Origin of the sequence: Candidatus Spongiihabitans sp. (genome assembly GCF_965237845.1) — a bacterium.
GTDB lineage: Bacteria > Pseudomonadota > Gammaproteobacteria > Arenicellales > Poriferihabitantaceae > Spongiihabitans.
The window spans coordinates 2,630,053-2,648,806 of sequence record NZ_OZ250154.1 but is presented as its reverse complement, the minus strand read 5'-3'; the positions used below and the strand labels follow the sequence as shown (position 1 = coordinate 2,648,806).

17 protein-coding genes are annotated in these 18,754 nt (G+C 48.1%); 16 read left to right on the top strand and 1 reads right to left on the bottom strand.

What is annotated here, in order from left to right:
- Positions 1-44: 44 nt before the first annotated feature.
- From tsf to ACPXXB_RS12765, 16 genes are all read left to right on the top strand, one after another.
- Entirely contained in the window at positions 45-980 is a 936-nt protein-coding gene (tsf, locus tag ACPXXB_RS12840) for a translation elongation factor Ts (protein WP_423907967.1), read from the top strand.
- A gap of 232 nt (positions 981-1,212) precedes the next feature.
- On the top strand, positions 1,213-1,770 hold the full coding sequence (frr, locus tag ACPXXB_RS12835) for a ribosome recycling factor (RefSeq protein ID WP_423907965.1): 558 nt from the start codon (positions 1,213-1,215) through the stop codon (positions 1,768-1,770).
- 52 nt (positions 1,771-1,822) lie between these two features.
- Complete coding sequence (uppS, locus tag ACPXXB_RS12830; protein WP_423907963.1) at positions 1,823-2,575, top strand: polyprenyl diphosphate synthase; 753 nt, start codon at positions 1,823-1,825, stop codon at positions 2,573-2,575.
- Positions 2,575-3,438, top strand: coding sequence for a phosphatidate cytidylyltransferase (locus ACPXXB_RS12825; protein ID WP_423907961.1), 864 nt, complete (start codon positions 2,575-2,577; stop codon positions 3,436-3,438). The genes uppS and ACPXXB_RS12825 overlap by 1 nt, the downstream gene beginning before the upstream one ends.
- Positions 3,426-4,700 carry a 1-deoxy-D-xylulose-5-phosphate reductoisomerase gene (dxr, locus tag ACPXXB_RS12820; protein WP_423907960.1) on the top strand — a complete coding sequence of 425 codons (1,275 nt, stop codon included), beginning with the start codon at positions 3,426-3,428 and terminating at the stop codon, positions 4,698-4,700. Before ACPXXB_RS12825 ends, dxr begins: the two co-directional genes overlap by 13 nt.
- A gap of 60 nt (positions 4,701-4,760) precedes the next feature.
- The gene (rseP, locus tag ACPXXB_RS12815) at positions 4,761-6,101 is read left to right on the top strand and encodes an RIP metalloprotease RseP (protein ID WP_423907958.1); all 1,341 of its coding nucleotides are present in this window, start codon (positions 4,761-4,763) and stop codon (positions 6,099-6,101) included.
- A gap of 4 nt (positions 6,102-6,105) precedes the next feature.
- Positions 6,106-6,243: a hypothetical protein gene (locus tag ACPXXB_RS12810; RefSeq protein ID WP_423907957.1), complete on the top strand. Its 138-nt coding sequence runs from the start codon at positions 6,106-6,108 to the stop codon at positions 6,241-6,243.
- A gap of 17 nt (positions 6,244-6,260) precedes the next feature.
- The gene (gene bamA, locus ACPXXB_RS12805) at positions 6,261-8,591 is read left to right on the top strand and encodes an outer membrane protein assembly factor BamA (protein WP_423907955.1); all 2,331 of its coding nucleotides are present in this window, start codon (positions 6,261-6,263) and stop codon (positions 8,589-8,591) included.
- Between the two features lie 64 nt (positions 8,592-8,655).
- Complete coding sequence (locus tag ACPXXB_RS12800; protein WP_423907954.1) at positions 8,656-9,180, top strand: OmpH family outer membrane protein; 525 nt, start codon at positions 8,656-8,658, stop codon at positions 9,178-9,180.
- A gap of 123 nt (positions 9,181-9,303) precedes the next feature.
- Positions 9,304-10,314 carry a UDP-3-O-(3-hydroxymyristoyl)glucosamine N-acyltransferase gene (gene lpxD, locus ACPXXB_RS12795; RefSeq protein ID WP_423907952.1) on the top strand — a complete coding sequence of 337 codons (1,011 nt, stop codon included), beginning with the start codon at positions 9,304-9,306 and terminating at the stop codon, positions 10,312-10,314.
- 72 nt (positions 10,315-10,386) lie between these two features.
- On the top strand, positions 10,387-10,854 hold the full coding sequence (fabZ, locus tag ACPXXB_RS12790) for a 3-hydroxyacyl-ACP dehydratase FabZ (RefSeq protein ID WP_423907950.1): 468 nt from the start codon (positions 10,387-10,389) through the stop codon (positions 10,852-10,854).
- A gap of 6 nt (positions 10,855-10,860) precedes the next feature.
- Positions 10,861-11,637: an acyl-ACP--UDP-N-acetylglucosamine O-acyltransferase gene (gene lpxA / locus ACPXXB_RS12785; RefSeq protein ID WP_423907948.1), complete on the top strand. Its 777-nt coding sequence runs from the start codon at positions 10,861-10,863 to the stop codon at positions 11,635-11,637.
- Between the two features lie 9 nt (positions 11,638-11,646).
- Positions 11,647-12,798 carry a lipid-A-disaccharide synthase gene (lpxB, locus tag ACPXXB_RS12780; protein ID WP_423907946.1) on the top strand — a complete coding sequence of 384 codons (1,152 nt, stop codon included), beginning with the start codon at positions 11,647-11,649 and terminating at the stop codon, positions 12,796-12,798.
- An 8-nt stretch (positions 12,799-12,806) separates the two neighbouring features.
- Positions 12,807-13,376, top strand: a complete 570-nt coding sequence (gene rnhB / locus ACPXXB_RS12775; RefSeq protein ID WP_423911199.1) for a ribonuclease HII — start codon at positions 12,807-12,809, stop codon at positions 13,374-13,376.
- Between the two features lie 16 nt (positions 13,377-13,392).
- Entirely contained in the window at positions 13,393-17,016 is a 3,624-nt protein-coding gene (gene dnaE / locus ACPXXB_RS12770; protein ID WP_423907945.1) for a DNA polymerase III subunit alpha, read from the top strand.
- Positions 17,017-17,127: 111 nt separating this feature from the next.
- A complete protein-coding gene (locus ACPXXB_RS12765; RefSeq protein WP_423907943.1) occupies positions 17,128-17,868 on the top strand; it encodes a TSUP family transporter in 741 nt (246 codons plus the stop codon).
- A gap of 412 nt (positions 17,869-18,280) precedes the next feature.
- Here the strand turns inward: ACPXXB_RS12765 and ACPXXB_RS12760 are convergent, their stop codons facing one another.
- Positions 18,281-18,736, bottom strand: a complete 456-nt coding sequence (locus tag ACPXXB_RS12760) for an Lrp/AsnC family transcriptional regulator (protein ID WP_423907942.1) — start codon at positions 18,734-18,736, stop codon at positions 18,281-18,283.
- Positions 18,737-18,754 lie beyond the last annotated feature (18 nt).

Genomic DNA, 18,754 nt, shown 5'->3' with positions numbered 1-18,754 from the left:
TCTGGTTGATAGACCAAATAACACATTATCAGGAGCCTGAATAAATGGCAATTACTGCAGCAATGATTAAAGAACTGCGCCAACGAACCGGCGCGGGCATGATGGATTGCAAAAAAGCATTGGCCGAAGCCGGTGGCGATATGGCCAATGTTGATATGGCCAATGTTATGGCCTTAGCGATAGAAAATTTGCGTAAAAAAGGGGCCGCTGTGGCACAGAAAAAAGCGGGACGTATTGCCGCCGAAGGTGTCATTGTTTCCGCTCATGACCCATCTGCCAGCGTATTGGTGGAAGTCAACAGTGAAACCGATTTTGTTGCCAAAGACGCCTCCTTTCAAAGTTTTTCTAACAGCGTTGCCCAGGCGGCTTTGAGCAACGTGCCTGCGGACAACGCTACTGACAACGAGTGGCTGGCGTCAATCAATCTAGAAAATGGTCATTCTGTGGAGGCCGCTCGACAGGCGTTAATTACCAAAATCGGAGAAAACATCAGCGTCCGGCGATTTGCTCGGGTTGACGCAGAAGACGGTGTTGTCGGATGTTACTTGCATGGCTCAAAAATCGGCGTGCTGGTCAAACTAAGTGGCGGTACTGCAGACGGCATCAAGGACGGCGTTAAGGCACTGAGTCGCGATATCGCAATGCACATCGCCGCCAGCAGGCCTTTGTGCATTTCTGAACAAGAGATGGACAGTAGTTTGCTGCATAAAGAAAAAGAAATTTTTATTGCCCAGGCTGAAGAAAGTGGAAAATCGGCGGATATCATAACGAAAATGGTGGGCGGTCGCATAACGAAATTCCTGAAAGAAAATACGTTGCTTGGGCAGCCTTTCGTAAAAAATACTGATCAAACTGTTGGCGACTTGATAAAAGAAGCGGGCGTGACCATAACCCGGATGGTGCGGTTTGAGGTTGGCGAAGGCATTGAAAAGCATAAGCATGACTTTGTCGCGGACGTAATGGCCCAGGCGGGCGCCTGATAAACGCTCGGCGCTCATGCTGATCGCGCTAACGGCGCTTGCTCACCCCACTTGCTCTCCCTTGGCGGCACCCCGCGGCAATCCTGGTGGGTCATCTGCAATTCGTTATCTGCATGTTGAGGCGCTGATGCGTCTGCGATCAATATCCGTATTGGGTTTCTGCTACTATATCCCCTTTGCTGACCGTTCTCATTTTTGTGAAAAGAATCACCTACCATAAGCGTTTTTAGTCATGTTAAATGAAATCAAAAAAGATGCCGAACAACGAATGAATAAAACCGTGGATTCGACTCGGGACGAAATGGCTCGAATTCGCACCGGGCGCGCCACCACTGCACTTTTAGATCATTTGTCGGTTGACTACTATGGCACAGCGACCCCGATAAACCAGGTTGCTACCGTATCCGTTGCGGATGCGAGGACACTGAGCGTGCAGCCGTGGGAAAAACAAATGCTGCCAGTGATTGAAAAAGCGATTCTGGAGTCGGATTTGGGATTGAATCCGGTTACTGCGGGTGAGAGCATGAGAATTCCATTGCCACCGATGACCGAAGAGCGTCGCATCGAACTCGGCAGGGTAGTTAAACACGAGGGCGAGAATGGCAAGATTGCGATCAGAAATATTCGTCGGGATGCCATCCATACCGCTCGGGAGCTTTTAAAAGAAAAGGAAATTACCGAAGATCAGGAAAAACGGTCGGAAACCGAGATGCAGGCATTAACAGATAAGTATATTGGGATAATCGATAGCGTGGTCACGGAAAAAGAAAAAGAAGTAATGGAAGTTTAGGTTTTATTCGGGAAATAAAAAGCCTTTTACTGCGCCTTCAAATTACTCTGCCGTGTCTGCTCCAGATCCAGTCGAAAACTATGGCAATACGCCGCGGCACATTGCGGTAATCATGGATGGTAATGGGCGTTGGGCGAAACAACGGGGACTGCCCAGAGTTGCCGGACACCGCCAGGGTGTCGAGATCATAAAAAGCATGGTTCAAACCTGTGGCCAACGCGGAATTCCCTATCTAACCCTGTTTGCATTTAGCCGTGAAAACTGGAAACGCCCCTCTACCGAAGTAACACTTTTACTTGAGCTGTTAGCGTCAACGTTGGAAAACGAACTGCTTGGCTTGCATGAGCACAGGATCAGACTGCGGATAATTGGGGATTTGAGCAGATTTCCACAGCGATTGCAGCAGGCCATTACCGATGCCGATGAACTTACCCGCAACAATAAAGCGCTAAATCTTACCATCGCCATCAATTATGGCGGTAAATGGGACCTGCTGGAAGCGTGCAAATCCATAGTGGAGTTGGTTGAGCAGGGAGAGATTCCATCCGCATCAATCACCCCTGAGCTGATCGAATCGCAGTTATGCACCCATGAACTTCCGGAACCGGATTTTTTTATTCGCACCGGCGGCGAACAAAGAATAAGTAATTTTTTGTTATGGCAATTAGCCTATACAGAGCTGTACTTTACCCATATTTATTGGCCTGATTTTAATCAAGCATGTTTTGATAAGGCGTTGCAAACCTTTGCAAACCGGCAACGACGTTTTGGCAAGACCAGTGCACAAATTAAACAACTGGAATAATGTTGGTTCGTATTATTACCGTCCTGGTGTTGGCCCCGGTAGTTATTCTGCTGACCCTGACCCTGTCAACCCACTGGTTCAGCGTTTTTCTTTTGGCTGTGACGCTGATGGGATTATATGAATGGAACCGATTAACCATTAAATCTTCAGGGATATTTTCAATCGCAGCCATTGGGTTGGCGGTCGCAGCCTGGTGGTTGGTTTCCCAACCCAAATTATTGTTTGCGATATGCGCTCTGGCCGCTTTATTTTGGGCTTATCAAATTTATGCCTTGCAACAATTCGGACAACGATTTAATCGATCGCAATTGTCTGGTTCGGTGTCTAGTTCGGCATCGGGTTCGAAGTGTGCATTTCCCCTGGGCGTATTTTGTTTGCTCGCGGCCTGGGCAGCACTGGTTCTTCTCCATCAGCAAACTGAACAGGGGCCAATTGCAACCATAGCCCTATTGGTCATGGTCTGGGCCGCCGACAGTTTTGCGTATTTCACCGGCAAGGCATTTGGCCGAAACAGGCTGGCGCCCGGTTTAAGCCCAAATAAAACCGTGGAAGGCGTCATTGGCGGCTTGTTTGGCTCTTTTTTAATCGCTGGTTTGTTTGGGTTCTTTGTGCTCGATTTTTCATCTGATATTTTATCGGTTTGGATGGCAGCGGGGTTATGCGCCGCCGTTTTTAGTGTGGTGGGCGATCTGTACGAAAGTCGGTTAAAACGACTCGCAGGCGTTAAGGATAGTGGTCATTTATTACCCGGACACGGCGGTGTTTTGGATCGAATTGACGGTGTAATCGCAGCAACACCGGTCTTTGCGACGCTGGTTTTTATGACGCCTGTTTTTATAATGCCGGGGAAATGGCCGCTATGACCACCGGCAAGACCATCGGAGTAACATTGTTGGGCTCCACCGGCTCAATTGGGATAAACACCCTGGATGTGATCTCAAGGCACCCGGATAAATACCATGTCTGCGCGTTGTCGGCGAATACCAATGTGTCGGTGATGTTCGCGCAATGCCAGAAGTTCCAACCCGAAAAAGTTGTGATGGTAGATCCAAATTGTGCACAGGAACTACAAAAAAAAATCAAGAAAACAGGCATGCGTATTGATTTGGAAAGCGGACCACAAGCGCTATGTTCAATTGCGGGTCAACTGGGCGAAACAATAGTATGCGCTATCGTCGGGGCAGCCGGATTGATGTCGACGATTGCCGCGGTAAAGTCGGGCAACAAGGTTTTGATAGCCAATAAGGAGCCCTTGGTGATGCTGGGCGAATATATCGTGCAGTTGGCCAGAGACAATGCGGCCTGCCTGTTACCTCTGGACAGTGAACACAACGCTATATTTCAATGCCTGCCGCAACAGTTTTTGGCGCATCTCAATGGCCGTGGCAATGCAACGGCTACCGAAGACCTGGGCATTAAAAACCTGGGCATTAAAAACCTGGACATTAAAAACCTGGGCATTAAGAAAATATTATTGACCGGTTCTGGCGGGCCGTTAAGACAGTTACCGCTGGATAAACTGTCATCGGTCACACCAGACCAAGCCTGCGCCCACCCAAACTGGCAAATGGGGCGAAAGATTTCTGTGGATTCCGCGACTATGATGAACAAAGGATTGGAGTTGATCGAGGCCTGTGCATTGTTCGGTGTATCCGCAAGCATGATCGAAATTGTGGTTCATCCCCAAAGCGTGATTCATTCCATGGTGGAATACATTGATGGATCAATCCTCGCGCAAATGGGCAGCCCCGACATGCGGGCGCCCATTGCAAGTGCTTTGGCATGGCCGAATAGAATAGCGTCTGGCGCCAAGCCGCTAAGCTTGCGAGAAATTGCCCGCTTCGATTTCGAAGCTCCGGATGACGGTCGCTTTCCGGCATTAAGACTGGCTCAAAATGCAGCACAAAGCGGCGGAACGTTGCCTGCGACTATGAATGCCGCCAATGAGGTGGCAGTGGACGCATTTCTGAATGGACAGATTACTTTTGATAAAATCGCGCGGTTGGTTGAGCGTACAATGGAGCGATCAGATATTGATAACGCAAACGATCTGGACACGGTGTTAGCCGCTGACCGCGCCGCGAGGATGGAGTGTAAAGAGTTGCTTTGTGCGTCATTTAACTAACGCAGTTCTGCGTTAATAAGATGTTCTGGTAATTTATTTTAGTCATGTTAAGAAAAGAAGATGAGTGATTTTGGTTATAGTTTCTTGGGGTTTTTACTCGCTATCGCAATTTTAGTTGCGGTGCATGAGTATGGGCATTTTTGGGTGGCGCGTAAACTGGGTGTCAAGGTACTGAAGTTTTCCATAGGATTTGGTAAGTCGATGCTTAAATGGCGAAGAAAAAACGATCCCACGGAGTATTCCATTGGCATTATTCCGTTAGGAGGATTCGTTAAAATGCTGGATGAAAGGGAGGGAGATGTTGCGCCAGAAGAAATCCACCAGGCGTTCAATAGAAAATCACTTGCGGTGCGCACCGCAGTGGTTGCGGCCGGGCCAATTTTTAATTTTCTGTTTGCGATTTTTGCGATTTGGCTGGTATTTGTCAGCGGAAGCGCAGACATTGAACCGGTTGTAGGACAGGTCGTTGAAAAATCCATTGCGGAAAACGCCGGGTTCAAGGCGGGCGATGTCATGCTCAAGCTGGATGGGAAGACGGTAAAAACCTGGGGACAGCATCAGTTTTATATGTTGCATCAGGCAATGAAGGGAAACCCGCTGGAATTTTCCGTCGCCAACCCGGTGCACGGCAGTCGAACCATAAAGATTGATTTTAGCGAGCTGGATCAGCAAACCGTTGCCGGGCAGCCAATTACCTCGCTAATAGGCATCTGGCCGCCTGCGCCCGCCGCCAAGGTGAGCAAGGTGGTGGAAAATTCACCGGCTGAGCAAGCCGGACTGATCGCCGAGGATGAAATTTTGGCGATTGACGGCGTAGCGGTGCATGACTGGATTGATATGGCCAGGCAAATTTCTAAAAAACCGGGTGAAACGCTGCTGCTGACTATTTTAAGGCGGCAGCAACAGTTTGATGTTTCACTGGTTGCCAATTCAGTCACCGTTGATGGAAAACAATATGGTCGGATCGGGTTATACAGACCGCGACTAGAGAATATGACATTACGATTTGGACCCCTCGAATCCATCTGGCAGTCACTCGACTATAATTGGAGAACCACGGCCATCACCCTGCGCTCGTTAGGGCGAATGTTGAGCGCAAAAATGTCATCGGAAAATTTATCCGGCCCCATCACCATCGCCCGGTTGGCCGGGCAAACAGTAAAATCGGGTTATGCTGATTTTTTAAAATTCCTGGCTATCATCAGCGTTAGCCTGGGCTTGTTAAATCTATTGCCTATCCCGGTTCTCGATGGCGGGCACTTGATGTATTTTTTGATTGAAGCAATAACCGGCAAGGCGCCATCGGAAAAAATTATGATTTGGGGGCAGCAAATCGGCATCGCCATGATCCTCATGCTAATGGTATTGGCGTTTTATAACGACATTATGCGATTACTGTAAATTTATGATACTGTTCACCATTGTCGCCAGCGTGGGTGGCTCCCTAACATTTCCGTCATATTCTATTCAGATTGCCGATGCGGCTTTTGCCCGGTCTGAGGTATTATCCATGGTTGTGCAAAGCGCTATCGAAGTAAATTAATAATCCGTAGAATAACCATGAAAAAAATTACACTGATCGTGTTATGCCTTGCATCCGCTCAATTTGCATTGACTCAATTTGCTTTTGCGATCACCCCGTTCACGATTACCGACATCCGGGTCGAGGGCCTGGAAAGACTGGAAGCGGGTACGGTTTTTAATTATCTGCCATTGAAAGTGGGCGATGAAGTAAACGATGAAGAAACACGGCTGAGCATAAAAGAGTTATTCAAGACCGGGTTTTTCAAAGAAGTTTCTCTCGGCCAGGACGGCACGGTTCTGGTGGTTACGGTTGTTGAACGCCCCTCTATAGCCAGCATCATTTTTAAGGGTAACAACAAATTAAAAGACGAAGCATTGAAACAAGGCTTGGAGCAGGCAGGGATGGTCGAAGGCAGGATTTTTAATACCGGAAATTTGGAACGGGTTGAACAGGATATCAAAAACTCATATTTATCCATGGGTCGCTATTCCGCAACCGTGGATGCAACCATAGAAGAACTTGATCAAAATCGCGTTGCGATAACGATAAACATTAACGAAGGTCGAGTTGCGCGGATAAAGAAAATTAATATTATTGGCGCTGAGGCGGTATCGGTCAAGAAGATAAAAGATGAAATGCAGCTTAAGGACAAGCGTGGATTCCGACTGTTTTCCCGCCAGGACCAGTATTCAAAGCAACAACTTGAAGCGGATATTGAAAGTATTCGCAGCTACTATTTGAATCGCGGACACCATGAATTCGAAATTGTTTCATCCAATGTTGAAATTAGCCCGAACAAGCAAAATATTTTTATCGGCATCGTCATCAATGAAGGGGCGGTATATACCTTCGGGGAATCCGTAATTGAAGGCATTGATGAAGATGAAGCGGCACAATTGCAGGACCTGATTAATATTGAGCCGGGCCAGTCATTCTCTCGCCAGGCGGTCAACCAATCCCGGGTGGCGCTGACCGGCCATTTTGTTGATGCTGGATTTGCGTTTGCCGAAGTTCGATCTGTGTTTGAGGACGATGTGGTTGAAAAAGTTGTCAATACCATTTTTTCCATCATTCCAAAGCACCGGGTTTATGTTCGCAGAATCGATATTTCCGGAAACGTTTTTACCCGAGACGAAGTCATTCGCAGGGAATTAAGACAACTTGAAGGTTCGTGGTATTCGGCATCCGCAATCAGGCGCTCCAAAGACCGATTGAGGCGCTTGGGAATTTTTGCCTCGGTGCAAATTGAAACCCCGTCGGTAGCGGCAACCACCGATCAGGTTGACATGAAAGTTATCGTCACCGAACGCGACACCGGGTCGATATTGGTGTCAGCCGGTTATTCCGACGAAGATGGGGCGTTGTTCGGCATTGAGTTCAATCAGCGCAATTTATTGGGAACCGGCCGCAACCTGGCGGTAAAAGTGAATGATTCAGATTCGGTAAATACCATCTCCATTGCTTACACCAATCCCTACCATACCCAGGATGGAATCAGTCGCGGCTTTACGTTGTCCACCAGAAAGGTGGATTCAGCCAAAGTCGACACCTCAGCCTATACGCTTGATGCAAGCGCTGCGGGCGTGTTGTATAAAATTCCGATTACCGAGACCAATACGGTGAATTTTGGATTGTCGTTTGAGCGGCTTGAGTTGGCAGCCTCTTCAGGAACGCCAGAATCATTTAAAACGTTAATTACAGAACACCCGGAGGCAGATAACTTGGTGGCGACCACCGGTCTTTCAAAAGATACGCGGGATGATTTTTTCTTTCCAACGCGCGGGGCGACCCGGTCCATTTCGCTGGAAGCATCGCTGCCAGGCAGCGACTTAGAATACTACAAGTTGAATTTGCAAGGTGCGCATTACCTGCCAGTAGGCGATAAACTGACAATCAAAAGCAGCCTCGGCCTCGGTTATGGCAATGGCTACGGGAACATCGATGACTTGCCCTTTTTCAAAAACTATTTCGTCGGCGGCGCACGCTCGGTGCGCGGTTACGACGCGCGCTCCTTGGGGCCTCAAGAATCCAGCACGGTAACTGATGATTGTGATGCCACCCCGCCCCCAACAACCTGCAAGCCCGTGGGCGGCTCGACCCGAGTATTGGCTAGCGTCGAAGCGTTGTTTCCCGCTTTCGGCGCCGACAGCAATGACAAAAGACTGGGGCTATTTGTGGATAGTGGTATGGTATATGGAGGTTCCGCAAGTATCGATCTTGGCAAATTGCGGTATTCAGCCGGCGTGTTTTTTAACTGGTTCTCGGCCATAGGGCCATTCACCGTCAGTTATGGCGTGCCGTTTAATGATGAATCGGGCGACAAAAAGGAAGAACTGCAAATTTCAATCGGCACGGTGTTTCGATAATGTTATGGTTATTTACGATGGCGCTGGCTTCTGAGCTATATTTATTTCTTGAAAAATTTATTACATGAATCACAAAACAACTTCCGCACTGGCATTGCAATTACTCTGTTTGACGATGTTTGTTGCACTGCCGATGCAAGTCCAGGCGGAGAAACTGGCTTACGTGGATGGGCGTCGGCTCCTTGATGAGACGCACCAGAGCAAAGATGAACTAAGAATCCTTGAACAAAATTTCAGCGAGAGAAACCGCGAGTTAAAGGAGAAAATCGAATCATTCAAGGCGCAGGAAGCTGAGTTGCAAAAAAACGCGGCGCTTCTTTCCGCCGAGGAACTTCGCGACAAAGCGGATGCGCTAAGAGGATTGCAAAGAACGTTGCAGCATGAGCAGCAAAATTATAATGAAGACTATGCGCGCAGTCGAAACCAGGTATTGGCAAGACTCGAAAAACTGATATTTGCCGTCATCATTGAATTAGCGGAACAGGAAAATATAGATTTGGTGGTGCAACAGGCTGTGTATGCGAGTCACGACATAGACTTCACCGATAGAGTGTTGGAAGAACTGAACAAACGTTATCAGCAACAGTGAATTTATCTAACGCCACATTTAAGTCCAGTCATTGCCTGCTCTTATTTATTATAGGGCTATTTATTGCGAGTGTTGTTTATAACAGGCGCCATTGATACAGGCGTCATTATAGCAGGCGAAACCATGATTTCACTGAACCGGATTGCCGACATTGTTGAAGGCGTGGTGCTGGGAGATGGCGATTACGAAATTAAGTTTATACATAGTTTGGAGCGCGCAACCAGAGATTCAATTTCATTTTTTGGCGACCAGAAAAAAAAACAACAGTTGGAGGTCACACGGGCCGGTGCGGTCTTGATCACTCAGGAGCATGTTGATTTATATGCCGGGAACAAAATTATAGTGGCCGACCCGTATCTTGCATATGCTCGAATAAGTAAATTATTCAAGCAATATCCCCGCCATCGACAAACCGGCATTGACGACACCGCAATCATTGCCGCAAATGTTAAATTGGAAAACAGCGTCTGCATTGGACGCTATTCCACGCTTGAGCAGGGCGTTAAAATGGGCCGCCGAGTGGTTGTGGGCAATGGCGTTAATATCGGCGAACAGGTTGAAATTGGCGAGCACACGGTAATAGAAGATCAAGTGGTTATTTCCCACGGTTGTCGTATTGGAAAGCGTTGCTGTATTTCACCTGGCGCAGTTATCGGCGCAAGTGGATTCGGGTATGCGCCAAATCAGGGCGGCTGGGAAAAAATCGAGCAGCTCGGCAGCGTGCTGCTCGGCGATGACGTTGATATTGGCGCTCATACCACAATCGACCGGGGCGCCCTGCAAGATACTAAAATCGGAAACGGCGTGAAGATCGATAATCAAGTGCAAATAGCGCATAATGTTCAAGTGGGCGATAACACCATAATGGCAGGCGGTGTTGGCATAGCGGGAAGCGCGAAAATTGGTCAACGATGCCGGCTTGGCGCCCGGGTCAGCATTCTCGGACATTTGGAAATCGTCGACGACGTTACTGTTTTATCCAATAGCCTGGTCACCAATTCGATTAAAACAGCAGGAGAGTATGCGTCAATGATTTCTGTGCAACCAGCCAAACAATGGCGAAAAACCGCCGCCATAATTCGGCGGTTGGACAAGTTGGTTGCCGAGACCAAAAAACTGGGTGAAAAAACTTGACGCGCGAAAAAACCGGATAATGACAGCGCGCAATAAAAAGAACAGAATAGGGTTGCAAACCCTGAAATGACAATGATTGAAGGCACAATGACTGAAGCAAAGACTATAGATATTCACAGGATAAGAGAGCTGCTTCCGCACCGTTATCCATTTCTATTGATCGATAAGGTAACCGACTATGAATTGGGAAAAACGCTATCCGCAATCAAAAACGTAACCATCACTGAGCCGTTTTTTCAGGGACATTTTCCGGATCGGCCGGTATTCCCAGGTGTTTTGATACTTGAGGCAATGGCGCAAGCCTCGGCGATTTTAGCCAGCCATAGTCCCGAAGCGGATACCGACGAAAATGTGGTTTTACTTTTTGCCGGCGTTGACAAGGCCCGGTTCAAGCGTTTAGTGGAACCAGGAGACCAACTCATCATTGAAGTCGAGCAAACCAACTACAAAAGCAGAATATGGAAATATGCGACCAAAGCATCCGTTGACGGCAAGTTAGCTGCTTCCGCCGAAGTCATGTTCACCTATCGAGTTTTTTAGTGTTTCATGACCGAAGTTCATCAAACAGCGATTGTCGATGAGTCCGCAAAACTTGGAGAAAATATAACCATCGGCCCCTATTCCATTGTAGAAGCGGAGGTCACCATCGGTAACGGAACATGGGTTGGCCCTCATGTTGTCATCAGAAGCTTTACCACCATCGGCAAAGAAAACAAGATTTTCCAGTTTTGTTCGATAGGCGAAACGCCCCAACATCAGGGCTACGCTGGGGAACCGACAAAACTTGAAATCGGCGAGCGCAACACAATACGGGAATATTGCACCATAAACCGGGGAACGGCGAATGGCCTGGGCGCCACAAAAATTGGAAACGATAACTTTATTATGGCATATGCCCATATCGCCCACGATTGTGTGCTGGGCGATCACATTGTTTTCGCCAATGGGGCAAGCCTGGCGGGTCATGTTGATATCGGCGATTACGCAATTTTGGGCGGTTTTTCCCTGATTCACCAGTTCTGTAAAATTGGCCAGCATTGCATTACCGGAATTGGCTGTGTCTGTCTGCAGGATGTTCCCCCATACATTGTCGCTGCGGGTAATCCAGCAAAGCCATTTGGCATCAATTCAAAAGGATTGCGGCGGCGCAACTTTTCTGAACAGTCGATTAAACTGCTTAACCAGGCATATCGGGTTGTTTATCGCCGTAGCCTCGATCTTCAGTCAGCGATAAATGAAGTGGAGAAAATGAACGGCAACAATTCTGAGGGCATCAGCTTTAGCGAATTTTTACGCCATTCCAAGCGCGGCATCATTCGATAGGTGCGCGATATGCGTAGCAAGGCAGTGCAGATCGGTATTGTGGCAGGAGAGCCTTCGGGCGATAAATTAGGCGCCGGGCTGATTAGGGCGCTAATGTCTGAGTATCCGGGCGCAGAATTCGTTGGCATCGGCGGGCCGAGAATGCGTCAGGCAGGCTGTGACACCCTGTACGATATGAATCGAATTGAACTAATGGGTATTGATGGATTGTTCGACAAATTCGGGGATATACTTAAGATCAGGGCCGCGCTATACCGTAAATTTGTAGCGCATCCACCCAATCTTTTTATTGGCATAGACGTGCCGGATTTTAATTTGGCGTTGGAGCGTAAACTTAAAAAGAAAAATATACGCACTATTCATTATGTCAGTCCGACGGTTTGGGCATGGAGAGGTTATCGAATCCATAAAATCCGCCGTGCAGTTGACCACATGCTGACCCTGTTTCCGTTCGAAGCGGAATTCTACAAACAACACAAAATCCCGGTAACCTGTGTCGGGCATCCCATTGCCGATGAAATTGGCCAACCGGATAAAATCGCGGCCAGAAAAAAAATTGGCATACCGATTAGTCCAGGCAATAGGGTGATCGGGCTATTGCCGGGCAGCCGACGACCAGAGGTTAAGCAACTGGGCGCCCTGTTTGTCGAGGTGGTTGAGAAAATTCATAACGCTGACTCCACGGTCCAATTTGTTTTGCCTTTCGCCGATGCGAAAATGGAGAAGGTTTTTTACGACGTTGCCGGGAGCATCGAGCACCTTCCGATTTTTACTCTGGAGGGCCAATCGCGGGGCGCTATTGAAGCATCCGACATCGTCGTATTAGCGTCAGGCACTGCGGCATTGGAAGCGGCATTGTTGTGCCGACCCCATGTTGTTGTATACAAGTTGAGCCCGATTGCTTATTGGCTGTTCCAAAAACTGCGACATGTAGATTATTATTCCATGCCGAACCAACTATTACCTGAGCCGGTTATTCCCGAGTTGGTGCAAGATCAAGCCACGTCGGATAATATTGTGCATGCAGTCAATGAATTTATAAAAAATCCGCAAAAAGTGAAAAAACTTGAACAGGGCTTTATTGACCTCCACAAGCAGTTAAAACGCAATGCGAATCTGCAAGCGAGCAAGGCAATCGTGAAATTACTGGAATCATCATGACCGTATTTGTGAACATTGCCGGGGTTGACGAGGCTGGGCGCGGGCCGCTGGCAGGTGCGGTTTTTGCGGCGGCGGTAATACTGGATCGAAAAAACCCCATAGACGGACTGGATGATTCCAAGAAAATTTCACCCCGGCGAAGAGCCGAGCTCGAACTCATTATCAAGGATCGGGCGTTATCATGGTCTGTGGCGCTGGCTGACGTAGCAGAAATTGACCGAATGAATATTCTGGCAGCATCATTGCTGGCGATGAAAAGAGCGGTGGAAGGACTGGAAATTCAGCCTCAATTCGCATTGATTGACGGCAATAAGCTGCCAGACTTGAATTGCCCTGCTTGTGCTGTGGTTGGCGGTGACGCGCTACATGGCGAAATCTCGGCGGCCTCCATTTTAGCCAAGCAAGCCCGAGACCGGGACATGGTTGAATTGGCTGGTTTATTCCCACAATATGGATTCGAGCGCCACAAAGGGTATCCTACAAAAGCACATCTGCAAGCATTGCAAATTCATGGCATAACCGAGCAGCATCGACGCAGTTTTGCACCGATTCGCAACTTGCTGAAATCTGCGTTCTGAAGTTTATTGGACCGTAATGAGTCAACCGTTCGTACATTTGCATCTGCATTCAGAGTTTTCTCTTGCTGACGGCATTGTGCGGCTTAAACCGCTGGCGGATAAGTGCGTAGAGTTTGAACAACCTGCCGTGGCGCTGACCGACTGGTCAAACCTCTATGGCGCGGTGAAATTTTATCGAGCCTGCCTGGCAAATGGGGTGAAACCGATTATCGGTTGCGATGTATGGGTTGAAAGTCCACTGCATATAGAAAAGGCGCAGGCGGAAAAGTTGCGGGCAGAAAATTGCGACCGGGTAACTTTGTTATGCCAGGACAACCAGAGCTATCGCAATTTCAGCAAAATGCTGACCAATGCGTATCTGCAAGGCGCATCTTCACAAAGCAGAGCGAAAGGCAAAATTGTAATTCGATGGGCCGAATTCGCTCAGTATCAACCCGGTCTCATCTGTATGCTGGACGAACACGAAGGGCCAGTGGCAAACCTGATGACTCGGGATGCGGAATCGGGTATCGAAAAGGTGGTGGCGCGCTATCAGGCGCTATTTGGGGATAGATTGTATTTTTCCATTAGCCGCATCGGTTGGCCAACCGAGCAAGCCTACATCAACATGGCCGTGCAACTTTGCGGGCAACACCAGATTAACCTGGTTGCAACAAATCGGGTCGAGTTCATCCATCAGGAGCAATTCGGGGCGCATGAAATTCGCGTATGCATAAACGATGGGCGGGTACTGGATGACAGTCGGCGACCGCGAAAATTTACCGATCAACAGTATTTGCGATCCAGCAAGGAAATGTCGGCGTTATTCGCGGATATACCCGCAGCGATTAGTAATTCAATGGAAATTGCTAAACGCTGCAACCTGTTTTTCAATTTTGATGAAGGCTTTTTGCCGATCTATCCCGATGCCGAGGGGCGATCGGTTGCGATCGTGCTGCGAGAGCTTGCGGAATCGGGATTGGCCAGACGCTTGGGGGTTGACCGGCAAACTCATTCCGACAGCGTGGCCGATAGCGTGTTTGATGCGGCGATGCCAGTGGATCAACAATATACCGATCGGTTGAATCTGGAATTGGATGTGATTGAGCAAATGGGGTATCCGGGATATTTTTTAATTGTGGCGGATTTCATTCGCTGGTCCCGGGAAAATGACATTCCAGTGGGCCCTGGTCGAGGCTCTGGTGCGGGGTCATTAGTTGCCTGGGCAACGGGTATAACCAAAATCGATCCGCTTCCATATGGGTTGCTTTTCGAGCGCTTCCTGAATCCGGAAAGGGTGTCATTGCCGGATTTTGATATCGATTTTTGCGTGGATGGCAGAGATCGGGTAATCGAATATGTGGCCGAGCGATATGGCCATGATCAAGTCGCACAAATTATTACATTTGGCACGATGGCTGCCAAGGCTGTGGTGCGGGATGTGGGTCGGGTGATGAGTCTTCCTTATGGATTTGTCGATCAAATTGCCAGGTTAATTCCGTTTGAAATTGGCATGACTTTGAACCAGGCGTTGAGCCAAGAGCAGGCGCTCAAGCAACGTTATGAGGATGAGGCGGAGGTGCAGGAATTGATCGACTCGGCATTGCAACTGGAAGGCTTGGCGCGAAACGTCGGAAAACATGCAGGCGGTGTGGTGATCGCGCCAAAACCACTTACTGAATACATCCCGCTGTATGCCGACGCCCATTTGAATCAAGCCATAACGCAACTCGATAAAGACGATCTGGAAGCAATCGGGCTGGTCAAGTTTGATTTTCTTGGATTACGGACGCTGACTATTCTTGATTGTGCAGTGAAATTGGCAAACCTTCAGCGAGTCGCTCAAAATACAGCAACGCTGGATAAATCAACGACAGATAAATCGATGCTCGATTTGGATCACATTGCTTTGGACGATAAAGAGACCTTTAAGTTTATTAGGACCGGGCAAACCACCGCGATCTTCCAGCTTGAATCTCGCGGCATGAAGGAATTGATCATCCGCTCTCATCCAGAAACATTCGAGGACCTGATCGCACTGATTGCCCTGTTTCGACCGGGCCCATTGCAATCCGGAATGGTTGATGATTTTATCGCTCGAAAAAACGGTCGGCAACCGATTCAATATCTCCACCCTGATCTTGAATCCATATTAGATTCAACATATGGCGTGATTCTCTATCAGGAGCAAGTCATGGAAATTGCCAGAGCCCTGGCCGGCTATACCCTCGGCGGCGCGGATTTGCTGCGCAAAGCCATGGGTAAAAAGCAACCGCAGGAAATGGCCAAACAACGTGAAACGTTTATGACCGGTGCGGTCAGCCGGGGCACAGATAAACAGATTGCGGAAAACATATTTACTCTGATGGATAAATTCGCAGGCTATGGGTTCAATAAGTCCCATTCCGCTGCTTATGCGTTGGTGTCTTACCATACTGCGTGGATGAAAACCCATTACCCAGCCGCTTATATGGCGGCAACTTTGTCGGCCGAGTTGGACAATACCGATAAAGTCGTCACCCTGCTTGCGGATTGCAAGGCGCTTGAACTGACAGTATTGCCTCCAGACATCAACTCCAGTTTCTATTCGTTCAAGCCAACCAGTGATACGGAAATTTCCTACGGTCTTGGCGCATTAAAAGGCCTGGGCAAGAGCGTGATTGAAAGCATAGTGGAGCAACGTGAAGCCAATGATTCGTATCAAAGTTTGTTTGATTTTTGCCGGCGGCTGGACCTGCGTAAGGTCAACAAGCGGGTTTTGGAAGTGTTGATAAAAAGCGGCGCAATGGATGACCTGAGGGACAACCGGGCGATGTTAATGGCGGACATTGATAATGCCGTTGGTGCCGCAGGGCAACAGCAACAGGATAAACAAGCCGGGCAGTTTGATATGTTTGGCGTTGAACGAGTGCCTGTGGGCAATTTGACGTCAAGTGAGACAGCGGACTGGAGCGATGAACAACGTCTTGATGCGGAAAAAGAGACGCTGGGGTTATATCTGACCGGGCACCCTTATAATCGTTTTGCTCATGAGCTGAACTCGGTCTGTGAGCATGATGTGTCATTACTGGATTTAAGCACTCCGCGCAACGGTATTTTCGCCGGCATCATGGTGGCAATGCGAGTATTAAATACCCGCCGAGGCAAGATGGCATTCATAACGCTGGATAATGCAATGTATCGAGTCGAAGCAAATTTATACTCGGAAAAATTTAATCTGTACTTCAGTAAATTGCAAAAAGATAATCTGTTAATCGCCGTAGGGGAGTTAAGCGCTGATGAATTTACCGGGGGATGTCAAATTCGGGTAGAGAATTTATACGAAATCGCAGAACTCAGGCAGGCAACGTTGGCAGGCATCAGGTTGCACTTATTCGAACAGAGTTTGAGCAAGGATACGCTCAGGTCGCTACACCAATTATTGAGCGAGTATCAGGGCGGCAACACCGAGATTGGCATTAGTTATACTCGTACAAAAGGAGAGTCTGGTCGATTACATCTAGGCGATGCCTGGAAGGTGAATCCAGAGCAGGCATTACTGGACCAATTAACGCGCAGATTTGGAGAAGAGAATATTCACTGCCACTACGATACGAAAAATCTCATCAATGCGGTTCCGCAAAAACAGACTTATCGTCCAAAAGTTGCAGTGAACCATTAAGCAAGGCATGAAGCCATTGTTGTCGGCAAAATCTAATCTATTTGGCTATCTGGCTGACAACGCCGTTCGCGACCGCTGGCTGGTATCTTTTAACACAATAACACCATCCCAATGCCGCCATTGACCACCATTGAATGGGCGCTGGTGTGCCTGGTTTTTGTCTGGTCCGGATTTGTTCGCAGCGGGCTGGGGTTTGGCGGGGCCGCCTTGGCCATGCCGTTGATGTTATTCATTATTGACAACCCATTGCTTTGGCTGCCAATCGTGGCCACTCATTTACTGATTTTTTCTGCGCTGACCGTTTACAACCGTTTGCATGACGTCGATTGGCAGTACTTGAAAAAAGCAATGTTGATACTGCTCATTCCCAAATTAATAGGGGTATTCGGATTGCTGAATTTACCCAATGATTTATTGGTGCCCCTGATTTACGGAATCACATTTTGTTATGGCCTTACTTACGTTTTTAATTATTCATTCAAAAGTAAAAATCGGTTGGTGGACAACATATTGTTGGTTATGGGCGGTTATGCAAGCGGAACTTCGCTAATCGGCGCGCCGCTCATATCCGCGGTTTTCGCCAGAAACGTGGCTATCGAGAAACTGCGTAACACCTTATTTGTAACCTGGATGATATTGGTGACGATAAAGATGTCCACTTTCGTGGCTTTTGAAATTGATTTGCAATTTAAATACTCTCTATATCTTCTTCCTGTGGCGGCGATTGGTCATTGGTTGGGCTTGAACATGCATAACAGGCTAATCCAAGACGGGGGAGATAAATACAAACGCATTTTGGGGATAGTGTTGGTGGTTATCTGCGGCTATGGGCTGTTAACCTCGATAGCATAATCCTGAAAGTGAAATTGTGGCGAATGATTGCGTTACACCATCCTTCCCAACGATGTTACAATAAACCGATGTTGGTTGTATCGATATTGATCCGCCAACCGTTTGGGTGCGGGTGCTGGAACAATCGATCGCCCAAAATGAACGCCCATGTCGAACGCTTCAATCGCACCATCCAAGAAAACCCCGGCGGTTATCACGAGGATGAACTGTTCCATGACCTGGCCGGCTTATACAACCGAGTTATCCTTTGACCATCGCCCATCTGGGTTCGTTGCGAATCAAGCAAGAACGTTGTCAGGAGTTCTTGTTAATTCGCAATGCTTTACATGCATATTCCAACCCTCACATTTCAAATGTTAGGTGTCAGCCCCAAACTTTGTTGTTCAAGAACCCGTGGACAAATAATTAAACATCATTTGGACTCCATGAAATCTGGCGGGCAATCGTTCAATACCGGGTGAGTTTCGAGTTTTTTGATTTTTATTTTGTCAAAAATGTGCTCACGCAATTTTGCCACCTCCCGCAAACTTGACGCACTTACCAACACAAAACAATCCCACTCGCCGGCCACGCACCAAATGCCCAGCACATGCGGCGAAGTGGACAACAACTTGCACAAACCAAAAAAAGAATCACCAGCGACAAACTGCAACATAAAAAATACCTTTTCCTCAGATATGCCGGCCTTGGCAGAATTAACATTTGCAACCACCGTATAACCCTTGATGATTTTCCGTACTCGCATGGATTCGACTCTGTTTTGAATGGTTACCCGGGAGACCGAAAACCTTTTGGCAAGCGCACTCCAACTTGCCCGGCCATCATCTCTTAGGGCGATGAGAATTTTTTTGTCAAGTTCAGTCAGCATTCGCGGAAATAGAGTGGA

What these genes read in the sequence shown, in the direction of transcription:
- dnaE (WP_423907945.1), top strand. Translation starts at nt 13,393, where the DNA reads ATGAGTCAACCGTTCGTACATTTGCATCTGCATTCAGAGTTTTCTCTT.
- bamA (WP_423907955.1), top strand. Translation starts at nt 6,261, where the DNA reads ATGAAAAAAATTACACTGATCGTGTTATGCCTTGCATCCGCTCAATTT.
- ACPXXB_RS12765 (WP_423907943.1), top strand. Translation starts at nt 17,128, where the DNA reads ATGCCGCCATTGACCACCATTGAATGGGCGCTGGTGTGCCTGGTTTTT.
- ACPXXB_RS12760 (WP_423907942.1), bottom strand. Translation starts at nt 18,736, where the DNA reads ATGCTGACTGAACTTGACAAAAAAATTCTCATCGCCCTAAGAGATGAT.
- lpxB (WP_423907946.1), top strand. Translation starts at nt 11,647, where the DNA reads ATGCGTAGCAAGGCAGTGCAGATCGGTATTGTGGCAGGAGAGCCTTCG.
- frr (WP_423907965.1), top strand. Translation starts at nt 1,213, where the DNA reads ATGTTAAATGAAATCAAAAAAGATGCCGAACAACGAATGAATAAAACC.
- lpxD (WP_423907952.1), top strand. Translation starts at nt 9,304, where the DNA reads ATGATTTCACTGAACCGGATTGCCGACATTGTTGAAGGCGTGGTGCTG.
- tsf (WP_423907967.1), top strand. Translation starts at nt 45, where the DNA reads ATGGCAATTACTGCAGCAATGATTAAAGAACTGCGCCAACGAACCGGC.
- ACPXXB_RS12810 (WP_423907957.1), top strand. Translation starts at nt 6,106, where the DNA reads ATGATACTGTTCACCATTGTCGCCAGCGTGGGTGGCTCCCTAACATTT.
- dxr (WP_423907960.1), top strand. Translation starts at nt 3,426, where the DNA reads ATGGCCGCTATGACCACCGGCAAGACCATCGGAGTAACATTGTTGGGC.
- rseP (WP_423907958.1), top strand. Translation starts at nt 4,761, where the DNA reads ATGAGTGATTTTGGTTATAGTTTCTTGGGGTTTTTACTCGCTATCGCA.
- ACPXXB_RS12825 (WP_423907961.1), top strand. Translation starts at nt 2,575, where the DNA reads ATGTTGGTTCGTATTATTACCGTCCTGGTGTTGGCCCCGGTAGTTATT.
- ACPXXB_RS12800 (WP_423907954.1), top strand. Translation starts at nt 8,656, where the DNA reads ATGAATCACAAAACAACTTCCGCACTGGCATTGCAATTACTCTGTTTG.
- fabZ (WP_423907950.1), top strand. Translation starts at nt 10,387, where the DNA reads ATGATTGAAGGCACAATGACTGAAGCAAAGACTATAGATATTCACAGG.
- lpxA (WP_423907948.1), top strand. Translation starts at nt 10,861, where the DNA reads ATGACCGAAGTTCATCAAACAGCGATTGTCGATGAGTCCGCAAAACTT.